We start from the raw sequence: 19,093 nt of genomic DNA on the forward strand, positions 1-19,093 counted from the left end.
TATGCAAAACAGAAAAGAATCTAATAAGTAATTAAAGCTTTTTAGATTCTTTTTTTATTATGTATATATTTTTTTATCTTTTAAAAACAGGAGAAATGACTTTAAACATATCTTCTTTCGATTTTAAATTCAATTGCTTTTTCAATTTCATGAAGCATTCTGTCATCTTTAGGATCTACAAAAAGACAAGTGTATCCTTTTTCACCAGCTCTTCCAGTTCTACCTATACGATGAATATATGATTCAACACTTTCTGGAATGTCATAGTTGTAAATGTGAGTTACGCCACTAACATCTAAACCACGAGATGCAACATCTGTAGCTATTAAATATTGAATATCGGCATTTCTAAAAGCTTTCATTATTCTTTCACGTTTAGCTTGTGGTACATCACTATGAAGTTTTTCACAACGGAAACCATTTTTAGCAAGAGATAGCTCCAGGTTGTCGGCTCTTCTTTTAGTTCTACAAAATATTATTGACATAAAAGGATTATCTTCTTTTAACACAGTACATAGTGAATCTAACTTTTGTCTATCTGTAGTTTCAACTACATTTTGCTTAATATTAGTAAGAGTAACTTCTTCTTTTTTCACTGCAACAACTATTGGATCATTCATATATCTATATGCAAGTTTTTTTACTGCTGAATCCATAGTTGCAGAAAAACATAATGTTTGATGTTTTTTAGAACACTCTTTTATAATTTTTTCTACTTCATTTTTAAATCCCATAAATAACATTTGGTCAGCTTCATCTAAAACTAAAGTCTTTAACTTAGAAAGATTTACAGTTTTCTTATCAAGATGATCTAACAATCTACCAGGAGTTGCAATAATTAAATGAGTATTTCCTTTAAGTTTTTTTAGTTGAGAACCTATGTCTTTTCCACCATATAAAGCTAATATATTTATATCTTTAGCACATTTTAACTTCATAGCCTCTTCTGTTATTTGTATTGCAAGTTCTCTTGTAGGAGTTACAATAAGCCCTTGGACTTCATTTATATTTGGAGATATATTTTCAAACATAGGCAGTAAAAATGCTAGAGTTTTTCCTGTACCTGTTTGAGCTTCAGCTATAACATCTTTTCCTTCTTTTATGAATGAAATACTTTCTTCTTGTATAGGTGTTGGATTTGTAATACCAGATTTTTTTAATATATCAATAATATCATTATTAATTCCTAATTCTTTAAAATTCATTATTTCTTACCTTTCGTTTATAAGATAAAATTAAAACCTTTTTAATTTTATCTTTATTTACAGTTTTAATATATCTAAGTTTTTATTTGCACATCTATTAATAATATCACAAGGTGATAATTAATACTAATATTTATTATTTATTATTAAATAAATTATTTAATGGTATTTTACTATTTAAAGGAAAAATAATTGTAAAAAATGTATAATATACCTTGTAAAGTTATTGTAAGGGAATTAAGTTATAAATAATGTTGAACCTATGGTTATTTCTATAGGATAAATGTGAAAATACTTACTGAAATAGGGGGAATTATGGATAATATTAAAATTTTACTAGTTGAAGATGATGAAGCTGTTGCCTTAGGCATTGAATATAATTTGAAAAATGAAGGGTTTCAGGTAGCATTAGCTAAAAATATGGCTATGGCTCAAAGGTTATTTAGTGAAGAATTTAAACTTATTCTTTTAGATATTGGATTACCAGATGGCAATGGATATGAGTTTTGTAAATATGTAAGAGAAAAGAGCAAGATGCCAATAATATTTTTAACAGCATTAGATGAAGAGGTTAATGTAGTATTAGGATTTGATCTTGGTGGAGATGATTATGTCATAAAACCATTTAGAATAAAAGAACTTTTATCAAGAATTAAAGCTGTACTTAGAAGAACAAATAACTCAAATAAAACAAAACTTATTTCTGGAGATATAGAAGTAAATAGCTTAAGTGCAAAAGTGTACAAGAATAAAAAAGAAATTACTTTAACATCTGTTGAATATAAATTACTTTTATATTTTATGTCTTATCCATGCAAGGTCATTTCTAAAGAAGAAATTCTACATAGACTTTGGGATATTCAGGGAGATTTTGTAGATGAAAATACACCAGCTGTATATGTTAGAAGACTTAGAGAAAAACTTGAAGATGAACCATCAAAGCCTAAATTTTTAGTAAATTTAAGAGGGTTAGGTTATAGATGGAACAAAAATGTTATAGAGGAGTAAAGTGCAAAATGAAATATACATATAAAAATAATTATTTAAAATTTAACTTATTATGGAGTATTGTTGTAGCACTTTTAATGATTATATTAAATATTAGTATTGATATTAGCTTTGAAAAAATTAAACAAAATTATATAAATGAAAGTTATGCAATAATAGGTTCATTTTATAATAGACAAGCTATGGAAGAAGACACCATAGCTAAAATTTTCACACAAGGTGCTAAATATGGGGATTGTGAAAAAGGAAAGCAAATTTTATCTTCTTATGGTTATAAAGAAAATATGGATATTAAATTGTTACCAAATATAAATAAATCTTATAAAACATTAAAATTACATATCAATGCTTTAGTGATTAGTTCTATGTTTATATTATATTTAATTGTACTTATTTTTTATAAAAAGATTGTTAGTTATATAAAAATGATAAATAAGGGAATAAAAAATGTAGTTGAAGGAGACTTTTCTTTAAGATTTTCATTTATGGGGGAAGGTGTGTTTAGTGTACTTTCACATAATTTTAATCAAATGGCAGAGAGATTAGAAAATGCAATAAATCAGCTTAACAAAGAAAAAGTATTTTTGAAGGATACCTTAGTAAATATATCCCATCAGCTTAAAACTCCAATAACATCTATGAGTTTATTTACTGAAGTATTAAGTAATAACTCTTCTATGGATAAAGGTGATGTAGAAAAAATAGCTTATAAGATGAGGAGTTCTGTGTATTCTATGGAATGGCTTATAAGAAAATTATTGAAACTTGCTAAAATTGAAGGTGGAGTTGTTGAATATAAAAAGATAAACAGTAGTTTAAAAGAAACTATAGAAAATGCTTTGGAGCCTTTGTTAACAAGTATTGAAGAAAAAAATTTAAATTTACAATTAAAGCTTCAAGAAGGAGTATATCCTCATGATAAGGGATGGACCAGTGAAGCTTTAACTAATATAATAAAAAATTCTATTGAGCACATAAGTGACTATGGTGAAATTTCTATTTGTTATGAAAATAATTCTATTTATCATAAAATTAGTATAAGTGATAATGGGACTGGAATTAATAAAGAAGATTTACCACATATTTTTGAACGATTTTATAAGGGGAAAAGCAAAATAAAAAGAAAAGATTCTATAGGCATAGGATTGGCTCTTTCTAAGAGCATAATAGAAGGTCAGGGAGGGTTTTTAGAAGTAGAAAGTATAAAAGATAAGGGAAGTAAATTTATAGTTACCTTTCTTACAAATTTGTAAGAAAGGTATTTATCTTATAGTAAGAATTAAAGTGTATATTTATAAGTGTAGAGGAAAGTGAGGGGAAGTAATGTGAAAAGCTACATAGATATAGCTAATAAATATTTTATGAAAAATAAAAAACGGAGCATGCTTAATATAATTGCAATAATAGTAGCTATTATGTTCATAAGTGGTACTGGGCATATAATTTATTCTTCTCAGCAGAACATTATTAATATGCTAAGAGCTGATGGAGATTACCACGTTAAATTTGAATTAGATGAAAAGGAAAAATATGAAAATATTAAGGCGCATGTAGTAGTAGATAAGTCAACTTTTCGTCAGAAAGTTGGAAATGTAAAACTAGGAGAAAAAACATTAGTTATTAATGAAATAAATAGTGATAAGTTTAGTTTATTGGGTGTAAGGGTGGAAGAAGGGAGATTTCCGGAAAATTCCAATGAAATAATATTAAGTGGAGATTTTAAAGAGAGTGATACAAAAAAGATTGGAGATAAGATAACGGTTAAATTATTTCATGGAAAAAGCATGGAATATACTGTTGTAGGTTTTTCTCAATGTATAAATAGACCGTTTTTAGAAATATTTGATGCATATACTATTAGTAAGAATATAGTTATGGATAATGTAGAAGTTTATTTAAAATTAAAAGAGGTAGGAAAGCTAAATGATAAAATAGATAAATTAGTTGAAGATTTTAATATAAAAAGTGATAAAGTTTTTAAAAATGAACCACTTTTAAATGCAATAGGTGAAGGAAGAAGTAAAAGTGCAATTATAGATTACATTACTTTTTTTATGGTAGCTATTGTTGTAATGATTGCAACGTTAATATTTATATATAATTCATTTAATATAGCTACTATGGAACGAATGAAAGAATACGGGTTAATAAAGGCTATAGGTGGAACTAATAAACAAATTAGAAGAATTATAATCAAGGAAACTTTTATAATTGGATTAATAGCACTTCCCATAGGATTAATTTTAGGTGTTATAGCAAGTTCTAAACTATTTAAAACATTTAACAATTTAATTTTAAATAATACACTTACTGTAAAAACATATTTTTCTCTAGAAAGTATTTTAATAGCAATATTAATTACTTTCATTACATTATATTTATCAGTAATTTCAGTGCTAGGAAAAGTAAAAAAAATATCACCATTAGATTGCTTTACTAATAGGAATTGTGAGATAAAAAAACTTAATAATAGAAAAATGAATTTAAATAGTAAAATTTTTAGCATTGAAGGAATTATTGCAAATAGAAATATAAGAACCAATAAAGGACGATTTAAATCAACAGTAATTTCAATTGTAATATCAATAACAATTTTTATTACATTTAGCAGTTTAGTTTGCAATATAGACAAGCTACCATATGAGGCTTTTCCAATAGATAAGAATATGGCAAGGTATAATCATTATTTTACTAATATATATGATGATAAAAATAGTATGAAAATTATAAAAAGAAATAGTGAAGAAATAAAGTTACTTGTAGATAATGCAAAAAAGATTGATGGAGTTAAAAATGTATATAAAATATATGAGGGCATAAAATCCTATACTTTTATGCCTAAAAATAAAGTAATGGTAAAAGGAGATACAATAAGTATAAATGGTTCCCAATATACTAATTTAAAATCAGAAATAGTGCCTATTGATTTAGAAAGTATTGATGAAATTTCGCCATATCTTTTAAATAGTTTTAATAATAAAGAAAAAATGAAAAAGGGAAAAGGTGTCTATATTACTCAAGTAAGCTATGAACAAGACATGAAAAATTTAGGAAATATAAAATATAATAAGAAAGATATTACAAAGTTGAAGGTTGGAGATGAAATATTAATTGATACATCAAATTTAATGAGTACTAATAAATTTGAAAGTAATAATAGTACAGTAAATGAAGTTATGAAGGTAAAGGTTTTGGGCACAGTTAGAGTAAATCTTTTTGATAAAGAAAGCATTGAGAATGCTTATCCAACAATATATATGACTACAGAACTTTATAATGATTTAATTGAAAAGAAACGCATAAATTCAGTTAAAGATAATGAAAAAGACGTTAATAAAAAGTTAGAATTAGATAGGCTGCAGCCAGCAGAAGTTAAGGGTATGGTTGTAAGTTATAAAGAAGATTTAGGAAATAAAAAAAGAGGTGATATTGGAAAAACATTAATGGATAAGTGGAACGAATATATTGAAAATGAAAAAATTAGTAATATGGATAGTGAAAACTTTAGTAGCAATACAATTTTTACTGATGTAGATGACAAATATATTAAGTTTAGTAAACTATTTTATTTTAGTGTTATAGCATTTATAACTATTATAAGTATGGCAAATGTGTTTAATGTAGTAAATACTAATGTAACCTTAAGAAGTAAAGAACTAGAACTTTTAAGTGTTGTTGGGGCTTCAAGAAATAGCATAAATAAAATAATGTATTTAGAAGGAATTTTGTATTCTGTTATAGGAATAATATATGGAGCTATTATTGGGGGAATAAATTCTATATTCCTAAATGTGATGTTTAGAAGTGCACATGATATAGCATATGTGTATCCTTATAAAGAAACTTTAATAAGTATAGTATTTTTTTTAGTGATTGGAATACTTGCAATATATATTCCGCTAAAAAGAGTAAAAAAAGAAAATTTATTAAAACATAAAGAAAAGTAGTTTAGGGGGAAGACAATGTTAATAGTAGAAAATCTTTATAAAACATATGGATGTGGAGATATAAAGGTGGAGGCTTTAAAAAATATAAATCTGACTATTAATCAAGGAGAATTTGTTGCTATAGTAGGAGTTAGTGGCTCAGGGAAAAGTACGCTTTTACATGCTATGGCTGGAATAGATAAGCCAACAGAAGGTAATGTAATTATTGATAATGAAAATATATATGATTTAGATGTAGATAATCTTGCAGTTTTTAGAAGAAGAAATATAGGATTTGTATTTCAATCATTTAACTTAATACCTGTTTTGACTTTAGAGGAAAATATAGAACTACCTGTATTATTAGATCATGAAAAACCAGATAAGTATTACTTAAATGAATTATTAAATTTATTAGAATTAAAAGATAGAAAAAATCATATTCCATCTCAGCTTTCAGGAGGACAACAGCAAAGGGCTGCTATAGCAAGGGCGTTGATATACAAACCTTCAATTATATTTGCAGATGAGCCAACAGGAAATCTTGATAAGGAAAATTCAAAAGAAGTAATGGAACTACTTAAGTTATCTTCTAAGAAATATAAACAAACACTAGTTGTGGTAACTCATGATTTAGAAATAGCATCAGCGGCAGATAGAATAATTACACTTTCTGATGGAAAGATTATAAGTTGATTTTTATAGAAGTTAGTCTTAAAAGACTAGCTTTTATTTTTATAATTTAACTTTTAATCTTCATATTTTCATATGTATATAAATATAAAGTAGTTAATATTTATGATAAAATACAATTAATACTATAGGATTTCAAGTTGAAAAATGAAATTACTCTTATTTCAATTGATAAAGATATAGTCGAGTGTTATACACAAATTAGCAATTAACGATGAACAATTAACAATGAAGGATAAAACTGAAGTATCAGTTTTAAAAAAAACAATTTTTATAATGATTTGCAGAGTAAATTAATTGAAAATAATATAAAAACGTAGTTTTTAGGCAGTTCTATTCATAAATATTAAGAACGAAGTGAATAATATTAACCAGCATTGGTAATTGCTAACTGTTAATTGATAATTGGTTCCAAACATAACAATGGAATAAACTATAAGATAAGTAATATCATTTGAGAAAGCTATTATTTTCAAATTAAAATAAGATGTTAATTTTGGTGTTTTAAAATGGTGGCTGAGAAGTTAGTTTGGGCAGCTTTTTTTATAGATAGAAATATGAAATAGAGGTAATAAATATGAATAAAACAATTGGTGTTTTAGCACATGTAGATGCAGGAAAGACTACGTTTTGTGAGCAAGTTTTATATCACACAAAATGTATTAGAAATAGAGGAAGGGTGGATCATAAGAATACACTTTTAGATAGTCATTATATAGAAAAGGAAAGGGGAATAACAATTTTTTCTGATCAAGCTATGTTTAATTATAATGAAAGTAATTATTTTTTAGTAGATACTCCAGGACATATAGATTTTTCATCAGAAATGGAGAGAGCAATTCAGATTATGGATTATGCAATTATTATAGTTAGTGCATCTGATGGAATACAGAGTCATACAGAAACTGTTTGGAATTTACTAAGAAAACATAATATACCAACATTTTTCTTTATAAATAAAATAGATATTCCTCATGTGGATTATAAAAATATAATAGAAGAAATTAAAAACAACTTAAGTTTAGATACTCTTTTTATAAAGGATAGTTTAAAAGATGAACAATTAGATAATGAAGTTGTTGAATTTATAGCAGAAAGAGATGAATTAATATTAGAAGGATATTTAGAATGTGAAGTGAAAAAAGAAGAATGTATAAAAGCTTTGAGGAAAATGATAAAAAATAATTTAGTTTTTCCTTGTTTTATAGGTTCGGCACTTCAAGATATAGGAATATATGAATTTATAGATTCATTAGATATTTTAACTTATACTAACTACAATGAAGATGAGTTGTTCAGTGGAAGAGTTTACAAAGTTAAGTATGATGAAGATAAAAATAGAATTACATATATTAAAGTTCTTAAGGGAAGATTAAAAGTAAAAGAAGAGATTAGTGTTAAATGTGGAAATAGTAATAATTTAAATAAAATAAATCAAATAAGAATTTATAATGGTACTAAATTTAAAGCAGTAGAAAGTGTGAAAGCTGGTGAATTATGTGGCATTATTGGAATTCAAAATGCTATAGCTGGAGATGGATTAGGTGAGGTAAAAGAAAAGGTATATAGTGATATAAAGACAACTTTAAAATCAAAGGTGTTTTATGATGCATCACTAAATATAAAAGATGTTTTAAATATTTTTAAAATTTTAGAGGAAGAAGATCCAAATTTAAATATAAAATGGGATGAACATTTAAAAGAATTACATGTAAATATTATGGGAACTATACAACTTGAAATATTAAAAGATATTATAAATGAAAGATTTAATATGAATGTAGATTTTGGACCATGTGAGATTTTGTATAAAGAAACTATAGAAAATGAGAGTATAGGATATGGACATTTTGAGCCCTTAAAACATTATGCAGAAGTACATCTTAGTATAAAAAATGGAGAAAGAGGATCAGGAGTTGTTTATGAGAGTAAATGTCATAGTGATGATTTAACCGCAGGTAATCAAAATTTAGTAGGTACACATATACTTGAAAAGGAACATAGGGGAATTCTTACAGGTTCACCATTAACAGATTTGAAAATAACATTACTAACTGGTAGAGCTCACAATAAACATACTTGTGGTGGAGATTTTAGAGAAGCTACATTAAGAGCATTAAGACAAGGGTTAGAAAAAGCAAATAATATTTTATTAGAACCTTATTATAATTTCAAGATAGAGGCTGAAATGGATTATATGGGAAGAATAATAAGTGATATACAGAAATTAAATGGGATTTTTGAATCACCTGATATACAAATGGACAAAGTAGTTATAAAAGGAAGAGGCCCTGTTGCAACATTTATGGATTATGGAAAAGAACTTATAAAAGTTACAAAAGGAAAAGGCAAGATTAGTTTTAATTTTGCTGGTTACGATGTGTGTCATAATAGTGAGGAAATTATAGAAAAAATAAATTACAATAAGGATGCAGATATAGAGTATACATCCAGTTCTGTGTTTTGTTCTAAAGGTCAAGGATTTATTGTAAAGGGAAATGAAGCAGAGAATCATATGCATTGCTTGAAATGATATAGTATGTAACTAATTTAACATTTTTACACATAATGGTATATACTGATTTATAGGAAGCGAAAATTAGTTAAAAACTAGTTTTTTATAAAATATTATAATTTGTTTTAAAGGCAAAGAAAATATTGTAGAGTGGATTTCAATCCATGGGGATATTCAACATCAACTATTATTGTTAATTTTTGATTAGTTGAAAATATATTAATAGGAATAAATGGTAACTGTATATTTGTCAATTGATAAAGAGGTTATTTTGACTTTGATACGATATATAAGGAAGTGAAAGGATATGCTTATAGATTTAGCTAAGTACGGTAAGAAACTATACAAACATAATGAATTTAGTAGAGAAGAAATTATAAATTATAGTGAACGTAAGTTTAGAAGGACAATAAAGTATGCTTATAGAAATAGTGAATTTTATAAGAAGTTATATTCTTCAAATGGAATAGAATATGGAGATTTAAGCAATATAAATATTAGGGATATTCCTATCATTGATAAAAAATATATTAGAGAAAATTTTTATGATATAGCAGTAAGCAATATATCTAAAGACAAAATTGAAAATGCTATAAAGGGTGACAGCTTATTACCAAGAGTAGGAGAAAAATATATTGTCCATACATCGGGTAGTACAGGAATTCCTACTAATTTTTTGTATAATAAGAGAGCATTAATGATTCTTGAATCTAACTTTGTGAGATTAACATTGCAAGGTGGAGAAAAAAAATTAGGATTAAGTGATTTTCCTTTAAGAAATCTTTATATAGCACCAGTGGGAAGTGGATATGCGTGTACTGCACTTGCTATATTTGGAATGCAAGAATATAAATGTAAAAGTGTTGTTATAAATGCACAAAAACCATTAGATGAATGGGTAAAACTTATAAAAGATTATAATCCTACTTATTTGTCAGGTTATCCATCTTGTTTAAATTTAGTTGCATCATTAAAGGAAGAAGGAAGAATAGATATAAAACCGAAGAAAATAATCACTGGTGGAGAATCTTTAACAAAAGAAGCTAGTGAATATTATAAGAAAGTGTTTGGTGCAGATGTAATTGATTATTATGGTTGCACTGAATCTATTTTTATAGGAGCAGGTAGTAGCTTTTATGATGGAATTTATCTTTATGATGATTTAAATTATACTGAAGTAGATGATAGTAATAGATTAATAATAACACCATTATATAACAGAGAATTTCCACTTATAAGATATAGATTAAGTGATATTGTAGATGGATTTACAAAAGAACAGTTTGGTAGTCTTCCATATACTCATATGAACAAAGTTATGGGAAGAGAAGAAGAAATTATGTGGTTTGTAAACTCAAAAGGAAAAAGAGATTTTCTTCATCCATTATTTTTAGATGATTTAGATGTTAAAGGAATAACAAAATATCAATTTGTACAGAAAAGCATAAATTATTTTGAAATAAGATGTATAACATCAAGTAGGGCAAATGAAAATTTAGAAAAAAGAGAAATAGAAAATCAAATAGATAGATTTTTAAGTGCTAAAGATTTAAACAATGTAAAATATAATATAAAGTTTGTAGATAAATTACAGGTAAATAAAAATACTGGAAAAACTAAGATAGTTATAAAAGAAATATAAAAGAAATGGAGTTGTGATATGTTTTAACACAACTCCGTTTTTTATATGTTGAAGAATTGTTTTATTATATTTTCAGATTTTAATGAAGTATTTATGATAGTTTGTGGGAAAAAGTGCTTTGGTAATAGTTGTTGATATAATGAAGAGGAAAAACGTTCATCTATTAAAAATATAATTCCTTTGTCATCATCACTTCTTATAACTCTTCCAGCTGCTTGAATTACTTTGTTTATTCCTGGAAAAGTATATGCATAATGAAATCCATCACCATTTTTACTATCAAAATGATCCTTAATTAAATTTTGTTTTAATGAAAGTTTAGGTAGTCCTACTCCAACGATAATAGAACCAATTAAAGAATCTCCTTTTAAGTCTATACCTTCTGAAAATACTCCACCAAGAACACAAAAACCTATTATGTTTTGTGTTGTATTAAACTTATCAATAAAATTTAGTCTTTCATCTTCAGTCATAAATGTATCTTGCATAATTATATTGTTGTAATTAAACTCTTCAGTCATTAAATTATAAATATCTTTCATATATTTATAAGAAGGAAAAAATACCATGTAATTTCCTTTCTTTATATTGAAGGTAGTATGAATATAATTACAAACTTTTTTATAATTTGCTTCACGTTTTGTATATTTTGTGGAAACATTATTAGCTATAATAATTTCTCTATTTTTTGTATCAAATGGAGATGTCAAAGTAAGATTATAATCACCATCATCAAAAGCTAAAAGTTCTTTATAATATGGCATAGGTGAAAGAGTTGCAGAAAATAATATAGTAGATACTGCATTTTTAAAAGAAATTTTAAGAGCTGAACTAGGGTTTATACAGAATATATTTATTGTAAGTTCAGAACTAGTTTTTTCGCTATAGCAAATATAATTTTCATCAAAAATATCATTTTTTTTAAGGAAATCATTAATTTTGAAATATAAATCTAATACATTATCTTTAAAATTAATATTATCTTTAGCAAGATAAGTTGTCATAGCATCAAAAACTATGTGCAAAGATTTTATAAATTCAGTTGGGACAGAATCAAATATATAAAAGTTATTTTCTTCATTATATTTTCTAATTTCAATCATTACTTTATTTACTTTATCCAATTTTTTATAAAGTGAAAAGTCATCATTTTTTATAATTTTCTTTAAGTTTAAGAATTCACTTTTAGAAAGTGAAGAAGAATACATATCACGAGCTCTATCAACTAAATTGTGGGCTTCATCAATTAGTAATATGTTTTCATTTTTCTTTTCATTAAAATATGTTTTTAAAGATACTTGCATATCAAAAACATAATTATAATCACATATTATAAAATCACAATAACTTATTAAATCAAGAGATATTTCAAAAGGACAAACCTTATGCTTCATACTATAACTATTTATTATTTCTTTATTTATGTTATCTTCGTTTTCAATAATATCTAGTATAGCATTATTAGCTCTATCAAAATGTCCTTTAGCAAATTCGCAAATAGTAGGATCGCAATTCACATTTTCTTTAAAACATATTTTTTCCTTTGCTGTTAAAGTTAAAGTTTTTAACTTTAAACCTTGATTTCTTAAAAGATTTATAGTATTTTCAGCTATAATTTTAGTACTACTTTTTGCCGTAAGATAAAAAATTCTATTACCTAGTTTTTGTTCTAAAGCCTTTAATGATGGAAACACAGTTGAAATAGTTTTACCAATTCCAGTTGGAGCTTCTAAAAATAATTTTTTGTTATGTTTTATTGTTTGATAAACTGTTACAGAAAGCTCTCTTTGATTGGGTCTATATTTTTCAAAGGGAAATTTTAAAATCTTTATAGAATTATTTCTTAAATTTTTAAAATTATAATCTAAAGTTAAAAATTTGAAATATTTATCAATAGTACAAAAAAAGAAATCTTTAAGATCATCAAAAGAAAAAATTTCACTAAAATCTTTTGATAAAAATGTATCTCGATTTACATATATAATCTTAATAGTTACTTTATCAAGATTATAGAGTTTACAATACATATAACCATATATTTTGGCTTGGGCTATGTGAAGTTCATTGTATATTTCAATAGAAAGTATATCTCGTGATGTACTTTTGATTTCCAAGATTTCAGCGTAGTTATCTTTTGAAATTACACCATCAATTCGACCTTCTAAAAAAATATTTAAACTTTTATAACTAAAAGTATCTTTAATTGGAACTTCTTTTAAAAATTCTTCTTCTTTTTCTTTATGTTCATTTTCATATTCTTTTTGAATGTTTTTATGTATTTTAGTTCCTTCAATAGCAGAACTAGAAGATACATACTCACTATTTAAGTCACCATATCTATAAACAAATTCTACTAGGCTTCTTACAGAAAGCTTAGCACAAGTATTGTCATTATCCAAAACTTAACCCCATTTCGTATAAAGATTGTAATATAATAATATTTTATCAAAGTAGGATAAGTTTACAAGGGAGAATTAAATATATTCGTCACTTGTTATTTTATTAAATATGTTTTAATATAGAATTAACAAAGAAATAAATGTAAGTATGGGAGCAAAAAGCATTTTGCTGAGAGGAAATTGTAGATATTTCGACCGTTGACCTGATCTGGATAATGCCAGCGTAGGAAATCTTAAAGTATATTAAGAATATTATGCTCCTTATCAAGTTTTGGTAAGGAGTTTTTTTATTAAAAAAAGAAAGAGGGATGTTTATGAAAAAGGTACTTACAATAGCAGGGTCAGACAGTAGCGGGGGAGCTGGAATTCAGGCTGATTTAAAAGCGTTTTCAGCAAATAAAACTTTTGGAATGAGTGTTATAACAGCAATAACAGCACAAAATACTATGGGGGTAACGGATATATTTGATATTCCAGAAAGTACTGTAGAATCTCAAATACGAGCTATATTTGAGGATATTGAAGTGTCAGCTACAAAAATAGGAATGGTATCTAATGAAAGAATTATAATAAAAATAGCAAGTGAATTAAAAAAATATAATGCAGAGAATATAGTTGTAGATCCAGTTATGGTATCAACAACAGGATATGATCTTTTAAAACCGGAAGCTAAAAAGGCTCTTATAGAAAATTTACTTCCAATAGCAAAAGTTTTAACACCTAATTTAAGAGAAACTGAAGTTTTATGTGATATGAAGATAGATACTATAGAGGATATGAAAGAAGCAGGTAAAAAAATCCTTCAAATGGGACCTGAATATGTATTAGTAAAAGGTGGTCATTTAGAAGGTAATTGTATTGATGTTTTAGTATCAAAAGATAATATAGTGGAATTAGTAGGAGAAAGAATTAACTCTAAAAATACACATGGAACAGGATGTACTTTATCATCAGCAATAGCATCAAATTTAGCAAATGGATATGATGTTTTAGAATCTGTAAGACTTGCAAAAGAATATATAACAGGTGCAATAAAAAATAGTTTTGATGTAGGACATGGTAGTGGACCTGTAAATCATTTTTATAAATTTTATTAAAGAATAAAGTTATTTGAAAGGTAATAGGGATAATTATGATAAATGAATTTTCAAAGTACATAAATGTAGTAAGAGAAAAGAAACCGTTGGTTTATCATATAACCAATGCTGTAACAATAAATGATTGTGCTAATGTAACCTTAGCAATAGGTGCATCACCACTTATGAGTTTTTGTGAAGATGAACTAGAGGAAATTTTAAGTTTTGCATCAGCATTAGTTATAAATATAGGAACTATGGATAAATCAATGATTAATATAGTGAAAAAGGCAGGGATGATAGCAAATAGATTTAAAAAACCTGTAATTTTAGATCCAGTAGGGGCAGGTGCAACATCAGCGAGAAAGAAACTTTTAGAAGATTTAGTTAAAAATATTAAGTTTGATGTAATAAAAGGAAATATGGCTGAAATAAAAAGTATATTGGGACTTAATATTACTGTAAAAGGTGTTGATTCAATAGAAAATATGGAAAATGCAGTAGAGCTAGGAAAAGCATTGTCAGAAAAGTTAGACACAACAGTAGTGATTACAGGAAAAGAAGATGTCATATGTTATAAGAAAAAAGTTGCCAAAATAAATAATGGACATGAGATGATGGCACGAATAACGGGAACAGGATGTATGACAGCATCCTTAATAGGTTCATACATAGGCGCAATTAAGGATGGATTTATAGCTGCAACATTAGGTACACTTTCTATGAGTTTGTGTGGTGAAAATGCTGTTAAAGACTTAAAACAAGGTGAGGGCACTGGAAGTTTAAGAGTAGGTATAATAGATAAACTATCATTGTTAGATGAAAAGCAGTTAGAGATGGGAGATGTAATTTTTGAATAAAATAGATTACTCACTGTATTTAGTGACAGATAGAAATATTTTAAAAAATAGAGATTTGAAAGATGAGGTAGAAAATGCTATTAAAGGTGGCGTAACTCTAGTTCAATTAAGAGAAAAAGAGTGTGGTGGAAAAGATTTCCTTGAATATGCAATTGAAGTTAAAGAAATCACTGATAAATATAATGTTCCACTTATTATAAATGATAGAGTAGATATTGCACTAGCAATAGATGCAGCTGGAGTTCATGTTGGACAAAATGATATTCCAGCTAAAGTAGTTAGAGAATTAATAGGAAAAAATAAAGTATTAGGAATATCAGCGTCAAATTTGGAAGAAGCTAAAAAAGCTGTAGAGGATGGAGCAGATTATTTAGGAATAGGGGCTATTTATAGTACAAGCACTAAAAAAGATGCTAAAAATGTTAAATTAAATATGTTAAAAGAAATAAGAGATAATATAAAAATACCTATAGTTGCTATAGGTGGAATAGATAAGAATAATGCAAAAGAGGTAATAGAATGTAATATAGATGGTATAGCTGTTGTTAGTGCTATACTTTCTGAAAATGATATAGAATTAGCAGCTAAAAACTTGAAAAGCTTTTTTATAAAATAAGAAGAAAAGGGTCAATTTACTGACCCTTTTCTAAATTTATTAAAAGTCCCAGCCATAGTCACATCCACAATCACAGCCACAGCCACAATCATCATCAAATCCTCCGAATAAAAGAAGTAGAATTATTATGCCACAAGGACCTATTACTGGCCAGAAAAATAATAATATAATAAAGAACCAAAGTTCATCCATTTTATAACCCCCATTTAGAAGGAATCTTATAAAATCATTTTGTTTTATTAAGATTCCTAATATAAAAATAAGTTTGTTGTTAATATAATACTAATCTAAACTTTATTATTTAGATTAGTTTATATTCTATATTATGACTTATATATATAAAGGGTGACTTTTTATAACAATAAAGAAAAAAATATCTCTAATATCAAATAAAAGTCACTTTCTTTATATAGTTTTATATTTATTTTTGATTTAATTCAGCAAGACAGCTTTTGCAAATATTTTTTCCTTTATAGTTTTCTACATCTCTAGCATTGCCACAGAATATACATGCTGGTTCATATTTTTTTAGAATTATTTGATCACCATCTACATATATTTCTAATGCATCTTTAATCTCAATATCTAAAGTTCTCCTAAGCTCTATAGGTATTACTATTCTACCTAACTCATCTACTCTTCTAACTATACCTGTTGATTTCATTTTTATCCTCCTAATCGCTACGATAAATTTATAAGTGAAAAAACACTTATAGTATATATTATCAAAACTTACTTATATAGGTGTTAGTTTTGATGTAAAAAATATAAAAAACTTTATAACAGTGGAACTATATTATTAAATTATCCAATTAATCTAAAAATATACATAATGTACAAGTTGTTAAATAAAAAATTTTTACAATGGGAAAATTTTATTTAATTTAAATAAAAAATTTAGAAAAATATATAAAATGTAATATATATGAAATGAGATTAATATCAAAGTATATTATATGTAGAATAAAATAAAAAAAACCTATGAAAAAAATCATAGGTTTTAAATTATCTATAATTTGTAAATTGTAAGTCTATTCCAAAGTCTTTAGATTTTAAAAGTTGTATAGTAGCTTGTAAGTCATCTTTGTCTTTGCCAGTAACTTTTAATTTTTCATCTAGTATTTGAGTTTGGACTTTGATTTTACTGCTTTTAATTTCAGCAACTACTTCTTTTGCTTTTTCTTTAGAAATTCCATTTATTATTTTAGCAGTTGTTTTAGCACTACCTAAAGAACCATTTTCAATCTTGCTTATATCTAAAGCCTTTGCTGAAACACCTCTTTTTATAAGTTTACCTTTTAAAACATCTATAACTGCATTTAATTTGTACTCGTCATCAGATACAATTTTAATTTCATCTTTTGAAAGTTCTATAGAAGCTTTACAACCTTTAAAATCATATCTTTGTTTAATTTCCTTTAATGCTTGATTAATTGCATTATCAACTTCTTGCATATCAACTTCTGATACAACATCAAATGAGTAACTACTTGCCATTTCAAATCCTCCTAAATAGTGAACATATATTATATTTAAAATATTATAAACATATACTTTATAATTATACACTAATAAAAAAATAAAACAACATAGGGTTCCAAATTCAAATTTTAAATAATATCTTTATTAAGTGATAGTATTAAGCTTATAGTTTATTCAATTATCATGTTGGAATCCAATTAAAAAGTAAGAGTGAAAAGTGAATAGTGATGGTGAATATTACTCACTTCGTTCTTAATATTTAAAATAGAAATACCTAAAAACTACGTTTTTATATTGTTTTCAACTAATTTGCTTAGCAAATTTAATAAAAAATCATTATTTAAAATTGGAAATCAAATTTTTACATTCACTTTCAACTTTCAATTTTCAATTAAATTAATTAGAATTTTCAATTTAAATAGGAGTAATTTCATTTTTGAACTTGTTTTTCTATATTTGGAATTTATTCTTGAAAATAAACTTTTTATGGATAAATATTATATTAATTTTATTTGAGGTATAAATAAGACATAAAATTAATTTAGTTCGAAATTTATATAAAAAAATGTTAATCTATATATATAAATGTTAATTTTTAATATGACTAAAAAGGGGGAATAGTAATGAATTTTATTGATATGCACTGTGATACTGCAAGTGCACTTCTTTATCAAAACTTAAATTTAAAAGAAAGTAATTTAAAGGTAGACATAAATAAGTTAAAAAAAGGTAATGCATTAGCTCAATTTTTTGCTTTTTTTATAGAATTAGAACATACAGAGGATCCATTTTTAGAATTTAAAAAGCAATATGATAATTTTATGAAAGAAATAGAAATTAATAATAAGGAAATAGAAGTAGTAAGAAGTTTTCAAGAACTTACAAAATGCAATAAAGAAGGTAAAATAGGAGCTTTCCTGACAATTGAAGAAGGCGAAGTTTTAGATGGTAAAATTGAGAGGATAAAAGAGGTTTATGATTTAGGGGTAAGGCTCATAACACTTACATGGAACTATCCTAATAAATTAGGATATCCAAATTGTGGATTTCAATATAAAAATGAAGGTTTAACTCCAAAAGGAAAAGAGATAGTTGAATATATGGAAGAGCTAGGAATAATACCAGATTGTTCTCATTTATCAGATGGTGGGTTTTATGACTTAGTTGATATATGTAAAAAGCCATTTGTAGCATCTCATTCTAATTCAAGATATGTAACTAATCATCCTAGAAATTTAACTGATGAAATGATAAAAAAATTAGCTGATAAAGGCGGAGTTATGGGATTAAATTTCTGTGCAGATTTTTTAGGAGATTTAGAAGTTTCGAGCATAGATGAAATGATAGCTCATATAAAACATATATATAATGTGGGTGGAATAGATATTTTAGCATTAGGTTCAGATTTTGATGGAATAGATAATGAAGTAGAAATAAGGAATACATCAGAAATGATGAAATTAAGTGATAGATTACAAAAAGAAGGTTTTAAAGATAATGAAATAGAAAAAATATTATTTAGAAATACAGAGAGAGTTTTAAAAGAAATATTAAAATAATTATGAATAAAAGAGGTAATATATTTTATTTGGCTATAAAATATATTACCTTTTTTCTTATATAGTTATTTATAGTTTGACAAAAACAAGTCTAGCTAAAGCATTGTAATTT

Annotated in this window: 15 protein-coding genes and 1 riboswitch; of the genes, 10 read left to right on the forward strand and 5 right to left on the reverse strand. The window is 25.8% G+C overall.

Going from position 1 to position 19,093, the window contains the following annotated elements; all coding sequences use genetic code 11:
- Positions 1-101: 101 nt before the first annotated feature.
- Complete coding sequence (locus tag AC07E4_RS12160) at positions 102-1,205, reverse strand: DEAD/DEAH box helicase (protein ID WP_478216537.1); 1,104 nt, start codon at positions 1,203-1,205, stop codon at positions 102-104.
- Between the two features lie 315 nt (positions 1,206-1,520).
- Between AC07E4_RS12160 and AC07E4_RS12165 the strand changes: the two genes are divergently transcribed.
- The 6 genes from AC07E4_RS12165 (at position 1,521) to AC07E4_RS12190 (ending at position 10,989) form a co-directional block, all read left to right on the forward strand.
- On the forward strand, positions 1,521-2,213 hold the full coding sequence (locus AC07E4_RS12165) for a response regulator transcription factor (protein ID WP_040330358.1): 693 nt from the start codon (positions 1,521-1,523) through the stop codon (positions 2,211-2,213).
- Positions 2,186-3,466 carry a sensor histidine kinase gene (locus AC07E4_RS12170; RefSeq protein ID WP_478216538.1) on the forward strand — a complete coding sequence of 427 codons (1,281 nt, stop codon included), beginning with the start codon at positions 2,186-2,188 and terminating at the stop codon, positions 3,464-3,466. Before AC07E4_RS12165 ends, AC07E4_RS12170 begins: the two co-directional genes overlap by 28 nt.
- Before the next feature lie 72 nt (positions 3,467-3,538).
- Entirely contained in the window at positions 3,539-6,160 is a 2,622-nt protein-coding gene (locus AC07E4_RS12175; RefSeq protein WP_478216539.1) for an FtsX-like permease family protein, read from the forward strand.
- A 15-nt stretch (positions 6,161-6,175) separates the two neighbouring features.
- Positions 6,176-6,835: an ABC transporter ATP-binding protein gene (locus tag AC07E4_RS12180; protein ID WP_040330362.1), complete on the forward strand. Its 660-nt coding sequence runs from the start codon at positions 6,176-6,178 to the stop codon at positions 6,833-6,835.
- Between the two features lie 574 nt (positions 6,836-7,409).
- Positions 7,410-9,365: a GTP-binding protein gene (locus AC07E4_RS12185; protein ID WP_478216540.1), complete on the forward strand. Its 1,956-nt coding sequence runs from the start codon at positions 7,410-7,412 to the stop codon at positions 9,363-9,365.
- Positions 9,366-9,654: 289 nt separating this feature from the next.
- Positions 9,655-10,989, forward strand: a complete 1,335-nt coding sequence (locus AC07E4_RS12190) for a phenylacetate--CoA ligase family protein (RefSeq protein WP_478216541.1) — start codon at positions 9,655-9,657, stop codon at positions 10,987-10,989.
- Positions 10,990-11,030: 41 nt separating this feature from the next.
- Here AC07E4_RS12190 and AC07E4_RS12195 read toward each other — a convergent pair whose 3' ends face one another.
- Positions 11,031-13,388 carry an ATP-dependent DNA helicase gene (locus AC07E4_RS12195; protein WP_478216542.1) on the reverse strand — a complete coding sequence of 786 codons (2,358 nt, stop codon included), beginning with the start codon at positions 13,386-13,388 and terminating at the stop codon, positions 11,031-11,033.
- Positions 13,389-13,526: 138 nt separating this feature from the next.
- Positions 13,527-13,636: riboswitch (TPP riboswitch) on the forward strand.
- A 66-nt stretch (positions 13,637-13,702) separates the two neighbouring features.
- Between AC07E4_RS12195 and thiD the strand changes: the two genes are divergently transcribed.
- Genes thiD through thiE form a run of 3 tightly spaced genes read left to right on the forward strand, consistent with a single transcriptional unit; the run spans position 13,703 to position 15,940 of the window.
- Positions 13,703-14,485 carry a bifunctional hydroxymethylpyrimidine kinase/phosphomethylpyrimidine kinase gene (gene thiD / locus AC07E4_RS12200; protein ID WP_040330367.1) on the forward strand — a complete coding sequence of 261 codons (783 nt, stop codon included), beginning with the start codon at positions 13,703-13,705 and terminating at the stop codon, positions 14,483-14,485.
- 35 nt (positions 14,486-14,520) lie between these two features.
- Positions 14,521-15,324: a hydroxyethylthiazole kinase gene (thiM, locus tag AC07E4_RS12205; RefSeq protein ID WP_478216543.1), complete on the forward strand. Its 804-nt coding sequence runs from the start codon at positions 14,521-14,523 to the stop codon at positions 15,322-15,324.
- Positions 15,317-15,940, forward strand: coding sequence for a thiamine phosphate synthase (thiE, locus tag AC07E4_RS12210; protein WP_478216544.1), 624 nt, complete (start codon positions 15,317-15,319; stop codon positions 15,938-15,940). Before thiM ends, thiE begins: the two co-directional genes overlap by 8 nt.
- A gap of 39 nt (positions 15,941-15,979) precedes the next feature.
- On the opposite strand, the gene AC07E4_RS12215 is transcribed toward thiE, so the two are convergent.
- The 3 genes from AC07E4_RS12215 to AC07E4_RS12225 form a co-directional block, all read right to left on the reverse strand.
- Complete coding sequence (locus AC07E4_RS12215) at positions 15,980-16,132, reverse strand: hypothetical protein (RefSeq protein ID WP_158644514.1); 153 nt, start codon at positions 16,130-16,132, stop codon at positions 15,980-15,982.
- A gap of 229 nt (positions 16,133-16,361) precedes the next feature.
- Positions 16,362-16,604: an AbrB/MazE/SpoVT family DNA-binding domain-containing protein gene (locus AC07E4_RS12220; protein ID WP_040330371.1), complete on the reverse strand. Its 243-nt coding sequence runs from the start codon at positions 16,602-16,604 to the stop codon at positions 16,362-16,364.
- Positions 16,605-16,945: 341 nt separating this feature from the next.
- Entirely contained in the window at positions 16,946-17,437 is a 492-nt protein-coding gene (locus AC07E4_RS12225) for a YajQ family cyclic di-GMP-binding protein (protein WP_040330372.1), read from the reverse strand.
- A 608-nt stretch (positions 17,438-18,045) separates the two neighbouring features.
- Between AC07E4_RS12225 and AC07E4_RS12230 the strand changes: the two genes are divergently transcribed.
- On the forward strand, positions 18,046-18,981 hold the full coding sequence (locus AC07E4_RS12230) for a dipeptidase (protein ID WP_478216545.1): 936 nt from the start codon (positions 18,046-18,048) through the stop codon (positions 18,979-18,981).
- Positions 18,982-19,093: the final 112 nt, after the last annotated feature.

This window comes from Clostridium amazonense (genome assembly GCF_056431285.1).